Genomic DNA, 6811 nt, shown 5'->3' with positions numbered 1-6811 from the left:
AGCGGCGGCACAGTTGCCGCCCCCGGCGACCCGCACAACACCTTGACAGCTCCGATGTATCGCAGGACCTTGTCCGGGCGCCCGCTCCAGAGGGCGCACGCCCGCACCGTTTCATCCGATGACTGAGTCGATGGAACCGAGGTCCACGCATGGCCGCCACCCGCCGCGCCCGCCGCCGCAGACTCTGGTCCTCATGGGCCGCCGCCCTGACCCTGCTCCTCGCCGGCACCGGTGCCCACACGGGCACCGGAACCGGCACGGGCGTCGCCGCCGACCGCGCGCGGCCGCCCGCCGACCCGCCCCGCCAGGGCATGCTCAGGAACGCCACCGCCGGCCTCTTCCTGCACTGGGGCATGTTCACCAGCCCCAAGCACTACGACTGCGCCGCGTGGGAGAAGGCCGTCACCGACGGCGGCTGGACCCCCGACTACTGGGTCGACGAGGCCAAGAAGCTCAAGGCGAGCTACATCGTCCTCGCCACCTTCCACTCCCGCCTCGGCTACGCCCGCCCCTGGCCCTCGAAGATCCCCGGCACCTGCGCCACGAAGCGCGACTTCCTCGGCGAGCTGATCAAGGCGGGCGAGGCCAAGGGCGTCAAGACGATCCTCTACATGACCGACGACCCGAAATGGCACGACGAGCAGGGCGTCGAGACCCTCGACTCGGCCGCGTACTCCGCCCACAAGGGCCGCGACATCGACCTCACCCAGCGCCCCGGCTTCGGCGAGTTCAGTTACGACAATTTCTTCGAGGTGATGGACAACTACCCGAAGCTGTCCGGCTTCTGGATCGACAACGACAACGAGTACTGGGAGCAGCACAAGCTCTACGAGCAGATCCGCGAGAAGCGCCCCGGCATGACGCTCAGCAACAACAACGAGGACACCGCGATCATGGACATGGTGTCCCACGAGCAGAAGACCGGCATGACCCCGCCCTACGACCAGCCCTCGGCGATCTGGACGCCCATGCCGCGCCTGACCGAGTCCTGCTACAAGGTGCCGAGCACCGGCGCCTGGTGGTACGACGGCCAGGACCGCCCCGTCGACACGGGCCTCAACGTCGGCCGCTACGTGGCCAATTCGGGCACGTCCATCAAGTCCCTGATGGACCTCCAGGCCATGGTCGACGGCCGGTTCCCGCCCCAGCAGCAGAAGTTCACCAACTTCATGAAGGACTACCTGCCGCCCATCCGGGAGTCCCTGGGCGCCGTCGACGGCGGCGGCTACCTGTACGGCGGGATGCAGCCCGGCGCCTGGAACGACGGCGCGTACGGCTACATCACCGTGAGCCGCGCCAAGCCCGCCACGCAGTACGTCCACGTCACCACCCGGCCCACGGGCGGCGACCAGGTCCGGCTGCGCGACAACGGCCACCGCGTCAAGAAGGTCACCGATCTGCGCACCGGCAAGCCCCTGCCGTTCGCCCAGAGCGACGGCCGCCTCACCATCCGGTCCATCAAGAACTGGGACCCCTACGACACCGTCTTCAAGGTCGAGACCACCGGCGGGCGCGAGGGCGTCTACCCCACCGGCTCCGTCAAGGCGAGCGAACCCGCCCTCACCGACGGCGACTTCGCCACGTACACCGACAACAAGGGCGGACTGCCCGTGTCGTACACGCTCGACCTCGGCGGCCGGAAGAAGGCCACCCATCTCGGCGTCAACCAGCGCGAGTGGTCGCCCACCCACAACCGCTCGACCTTCGGCAGACCGGAGGACTCCGCGCGGATCAAGGACTACACGGTGTCCGCGAGCGACGACGGCACACGGTGGCGCCGGATCAGGGCCGGGGTCCTGGAGAGCGCCCGCGGCATCCGCTTCATCGACCTCGGCGACCGCCTCACGACCCGCTATCTGAAGCTCGACGTCGCCACCACCTGGGCCGCGGCCGGCGCCCCGAACTTCCACCGCCAACTCAAGATCGACGAGATCCAGGTCGGCCACGGCCACGTGTCCCGCCGCTGACCGCGCCGCCCGGCCGCCCGGTGGCCCACCGCGACCGGGCGGCATCGCGGAACCTCGCCAGGTACAGTGCGGAGATCAGCAGACCGTATGGTGAGGCCCCCGCACGTGTTGACCCAGACCACCACCAGGGTCCTCGATCCGAGTGACCTGGACGCCGCGCTCGCCGTGCTCGACCGCGAGCCGGTCGCGAACGCCTTCGTCACGGCCCGGGTCCGCATCGCCGGCCTCGACCCGTGGCGGCTCGGCGGCGAGATGTGGGGCTGGTACGAGGACGGCATGCTGGAGTCGCTCTGCTACGCGGGCGCCAACCTCGTCCCGATCTGCGCCACCCCGCGCGCCGTCCGCGGCTTCGCCGACCGCGCCCGCAGGGCAGGCCGACGCTGCTCCTCCATCGTCGGCCCCGCCGAACCGACCGCCCTCCTGTGGCGGCTCCTCGAACCCTCCTGGGGCCCGGCCCGCGAGGTCCGCGCCCAGCAGCCCCTGATGGTCACCGACCGGCTGCCCGCCGACGTCACGCCCGATCCGTACGTCCGCCGCGTCCGCAAGGACGAGATGGAAACGATCATGCCCGCGTGCGTGGCCATGTTCACCGAGGAGGTCGGCGTCTCGCCGCTGGCCGGCGACGGCGGGCTCCTCTACCAGGCACGGGTCGCCGAACTCGTCGGCGCCGGACGCTCCTTCGCCCGCCTCGACGCCGACGGCCGCGTCGTCTTCAAGGCCGAGATCGGCGCCGCGACGGACCGGGCCTGCCAGGTGCAGGGCGTGTGGGTGGCGCCCGAGTACCGGGGGCAGGGGCTCGCCGCCCCCGGCATGGCGGCCGTCCTGCGCTACGCCCTCGCGGACGTCGCGCCGGTCGTCAGCCTGTACGTCAACGACTTCAACACGGCGGCCCGGGCTACGTACCGGCGCGTGGGGTTCCAGGAAGTCGGGGCGTTCATGAGTGTGCTGTTCTGAGCGCCCCGTAAGGGGCGCGGGGCTGTGCCGATTTGCGGCTCCGCCGCGTGGGCGCGCTCAGCGCACGAAATGCCGCAGACGCGTCTGCTCAGTTACTCGGCAGACGCGTCTGCGGCTTTTTTGTGGCTGGTCGCGCAGTTCCCCGCGCCCCTGACGGGGCCGCTTCCGGCCGCGGCCAGTCCCCGGCGCCGCCCGCCGCCGCCAGGCCGCGAAGTAGGGTTCCCGCATGACTGACGACGTCGTGATCGGGCCGCTCGACCTGGCCGCGCGCGTGGACGACGCGTTGCGCGTGCAGGCCCTGGCCTTCGGACTCAGCGACGACGAGATCGCGGTGCGCCGCCAGATCGTCCTGCGGCACCTCACCCACCCCGGCGCGCGTGCGCTCGGCGCGACCACCCGCGACGGACGGCTCGTCGGCTTCGTCTACGGCATGCCCAACGACCGCGGGCACTGGTGGTCCACGGTCGTCGAGCCCTATCTGCGCGGCTGGGGCCTGGACGGCTGGCTCGACGATTCCTTCGTGATCACCGAGCTGCACGTACGGCCCGGCTACCAGAACCGCGGCATCGGCCGCTCCCTCATCACCACCGTCACGGACGCCGCCGCCGAGCCCCGCTCGATCCTCTCCGCCATCGACACGGAGAGCCCCGCCCGCGCCCTGTACCGCTCCCTCGGCTACGCCGATCTGGCGCGGGGCGTCCTCTTCCCGAGCGCCCCCAAGCCGTACGCCGTGATGGGCGCCCCGCTGCCGCTCAGGCGGCCCGTTCGCTGAATCGGATTTCCACGTGCCCGTGTGCCCCGGCTAACCTGCGCCCATCACTCTTTCGTAGCAGGAGATCACCATGGCCCAGGTCCAGCGCATGTCCCGTTTGATGGTCAAGACACTGCGCGACGACCCGGCGGACGCGGAGACGCTCAACCACAAGCTGCTCGTCCGCGCCGGTTACGTACGCCGCACCGCCGCGGGCATCTGGACCTGGCTGCCGCTCGGCAAGAAGGTCTACGAGAACGTCGCCCGCGTCGTCCGCGAGGAAATGGACGCCATCGGCGGCCAGGAGGTTCTCCTCCCCGCGCTGCTGCCCAAGGAGCCCTACGAGGCCAGCGGGCGCTATGAGGAGTACGGCGACCTGCTGTTCCGCCTGAAGGACCGCAAGGGCTCCGACTACCTCCTCGGCCCCACCCACGAGGAGATCTTCACCCAGGTCGTCAAGGACCAGTGCTCGTCCTACAAGGACCTGCCGGTGATCCTCTACCAGATCCAGACCAAGTACCGCGACGAGGCCCGCCCGCGCGCCGGTGTGCTGCGCGGCCGCGAGTTCCAGATGAAGGACTCGTACTCCTTCGACGCCTCCGACGAGGGCCTCGCCGAGGCGTACGCCCTGCACCGCGCCGCCTACCAGCGCATCTTCGAGCGCCTCGGCCTGGACTACCGCATCGTCTCCGCCGTGTCCGGCGCGATGGGCGGCTCGGCGTCCGAGGAGTTCCTGGCGCCCGCGCCCGCGGGCGAGGACACCTTCGTGGACTGCCCGGAGTGCGACTACGCGGCGAACACCGAGGCCGTCACCTTCGCCCTGAAGCCGGTGTCCGTCGACGGCCACCCGGCCGTGGAGGAGCTGGACACCCCCGACACGCCCACCATCGAGACCCTCGCCGAGCACCTGGGCGTCCCGGCCTCCGCCACCCTCAAGAACCTGCTCGTCAAGGTCGACGGCGAGATCGTCGCCGTGGGCGTGCCCGGTGACCGCGAGGTCGACCTCGGCAAGCTCGGCGAGCACCTCGCGCCCGCCGAGGTCGAGCTGGTCACCGCGGAGGACTTCGAGGGCCGCGACGACCTCGTACGCGGCTACGTCGGCCCGCAGGGCCTGGAGAAGGTCCGCTACATCGCCGACCCGCGCGTCGCGCCCGGCACCTCCTGGATCACCGGCGCCAACAAGGCCGACCGGCACGCGCGCAACGTCGTCTGCGGCCGTGACTTCGAGGTCGACGACTACCTGGATGTCGTCGTGGTCGAGGCCGGCGACCCCTGCCCCGCCTGCGGCGCCGGTCTTCGCCTCGACCGGGCGATCGAGATCGGCCACATCTTCCAGCTCGGCCGCAAGTACGCCGACACCTTCCAGCTCGACGTGCTCGGCCAGAACGGCAAGCCCGTCCGCGTCACCATGGGCTCGTACGGCATCGGGGTCTCCCGCGCCGTCGCCGCGCTCGTGGAGCAGTCCGCCGACGAGCAGGGGCTGTGCTGGCCCGCCGAGGTCGCCCCGGCCGACGTGCACGTCGTCGCGGCGGGCAAGGCCGTGCAGACCGAGCTGGCGCTCGACGTCTCCGAGCAGCTGAACGCCGCGGGCGTGCGGGTGCTCGTGGACGACCGGGCGGGGGTCTCGCCCGGCGTCAAGTTCACCGACGCCGAGCTGATCGGCGTCCCGAAGATCCTGGTCGCGGGGCGGCGCTCCGCGGAGGGGGTCTTGGAGCTCAAGGACCGGCGTACCGGTGAGCGCGAGGAGCTCTCCGTGGCCGAGGCGATCGCCCGCCTCTCGGCGTAGGGGGCCTCGCGGGGGCGCCACTGGGGGGCTCTGCCCCCAGACCCCCGCTCCTCAAACGCCGGAGGGCGGCAGCCCCCTGGTTACGGGAAGGGGCGGGACTGGGGCGCTCCCCGCGAGGGCCTACAACCACCCCGCGAACTCAAGGAGCAGCTCCGCGTCCTGCCCCCGCCCCACGCGCAGCGCGCGGACACCGGACTCCACGGCCCGGAACAACGTCCACCCCCGCAACCGCTCCTGATCCACTTCCAGCGCCTCGGCAAGCCGCTTCACGCGCCGCCGCGTCACCGCCGCCCCCGACGGGGAGGCGATCAGATCCTCGACCCGATCCCGCACGAGCCGCGCCAGGTCGAAGGCGCACTCACCGACCACCGGATCGGGCCCCACGGCCAGCCACGGCATCCGCTCCCCGGCGAGCACCTTGCTCTGCCGGAACGTCCCGTGCAGCAACGCCTCCGCGCCCTCGGGCACGGAAGCGAGCAGCTCCTCGCGGGCGGCGAGCGCGGCCGCCACGAGCGGCTCGGCGTCCGGGTCAGGGCAGTCCGCCATCGCCCCGGCCTGCCGCCCGGTCCGCTCCGCGACGGTCTCGAACCGGTGCCCGGCGGGCGGCGGCACCCACAGCCGCCGCAGCGTCCCCGCCGCCTCCAGCATCGACTTGGCCTCGGGCAACGACCGCACGGACACATCCCGCTGCAACCGCTCGACCAGGAACGCCCCGTCGCCCGAGGCATCCGCCCCGTCCAGCAACCGCGCGGCGCCCAGCCCACCCCAGTGCCCCAGCGCGGCGCGCTCGCTGTCGGGCCGCGACCGCGGGGGCACCAGCTTGAGCACCGCGGGCGTACCCTCCCGCGTCCGCACGAGCACGACGAGGCTGCTGCGCCCGCCGGGCACCTGCACCCGCTCGACGGTCAGGTCCCGTCGCGCCACGGCCTCCTGGGCCAGCTCGGGCAGACGGCGGAGCCAGTCGTCGGTGGCGGTGTCGCGCGGCGTCTCGCCGAGCGCACGGACGAGGCGCGGCGGCGGTTCGAAAGCCATGCGCGGGGTGTTCCCTTCCCGGCCGTCCGAAGACGCCCGTGTCCCAACTGCCCGAAGGCATACGTACGTACCAGCGCGCCCACGCCCGAGGGGGCCCACCGCCGCGGCGCACGGCGCGCTCACTCCCGTGGCGCCCCGGACCCCGAGCCGCCACCGGAGCCGGTGGACCGTTCCGCGAGCCCAGGGAAGGCTACGCTCCCGCCCCGCCACCGCGCCGCCCGCACCGCCGCCTCCCGCAGCGACTCGGCCGCTGTCCCGCGCCGGCGCCCGGCGGCCGCCCGCACCAGGTCCGAGTAGACCCCGGCGCCCCGCTCCTCCAGT

Annotated in this window: 6 protein-coding genes; 4 read left to right on the top strand and 2 right to left on the bottom strand. The window is 72.4% G+C overall.

The window, feature by feature from the left end; genetic code table 11:
- The first annotated feature begins 149 nt into the window (after positions 1-149).
- The 4 genes from STRAU_RS31240 to STRAU_RS31225 all read left to right on the top strand — a co-directional run bounded on the left by STRAU_RS31240 (position 150) and on the right by STRAU_RS31225 (position 5458).
- Entirely contained in the window at positions 150-1967 is a 1818-nt protein-coding gene (locus STRAU_RS31240; protein ID WP_016644411.1) for an alpha-L-fucosidase, read from the top strand.
- A gap of 105 nt (positions 1968-2072) precedes the next feature.
- Entirely contained in the window at positions 2073-2921 is an 849-nt protein-coding gene (locus STRAU_RS31235) for a GNAT family N-acetyltransferase (protein WP_037663114.1), read from the top strand.
- 226 nt (positions 2922-3147) lie between these two features.
- Entirely contained in the window at positions 3148-3693 is a 546-nt protein-coding gene (locus STRAU_RS31230; RefSeq protein WP_016644409.1) for a GNAT family N-acetyltransferase, read from the top strand.
- 70 nt (positions 3694-3763) lie between these two features.
- On the top strand, positions 3764-5458 hold the full coding sequence (locus tag STRAU_RS31225) for a proline--tRNA ligase (RefSeq protein WP_016644408.1): 1695 nt from the start codon (positions 3764-3766) through the stop codon (positions 5456-5458).
- A gap of 120 nt (positions 5459-5578) precedes the next feature.
- Here STRAU_RS31225 and STRAU_RS31220 read toward each other — a convergent pair whose 3' ends face one another.
- Together STRAU_RS31220 and STRAU_RS31215 are read right to left on the bottom strand one after the other, a co-directional pair.
- The gene (locus tag STRAU_RS31220) at positions 5579-6490 is read right to left on the bottom strand and encodes an aminoglycoside phosphotransferase family protein (protein WP_016644407.1); all 912 of its coding nucleotides are present in this window, start codon (positions 6488-6490) and stop codon (positions 5579-5581) included.
- 119 nt (positions 6491-6609) lie between these two features.
- Positions 6610-6811 (bottom strand): DUF4439 domain-containing protein (locus STRAU_RS31215; protein ID WP_037663112.1); only part of this gene is annotated, 202 nt, incomplete at its 5' end.

Origin of the sequence: Streptomyces aurantiacus JA 4570 (genome assembly GCF_000414115.1) — a bacterium.
GTDB classification, from domain to species: domain Bacteria; phylum Actinomycetota; class Actinomycetes; order Streptomycetales; family Streptomycetaceae; genus Streptomyces; species Streptomyces aurantiacus_A.
This window is presented reverse-complemented; position numbering and strand designations above follow the sequence as displayed.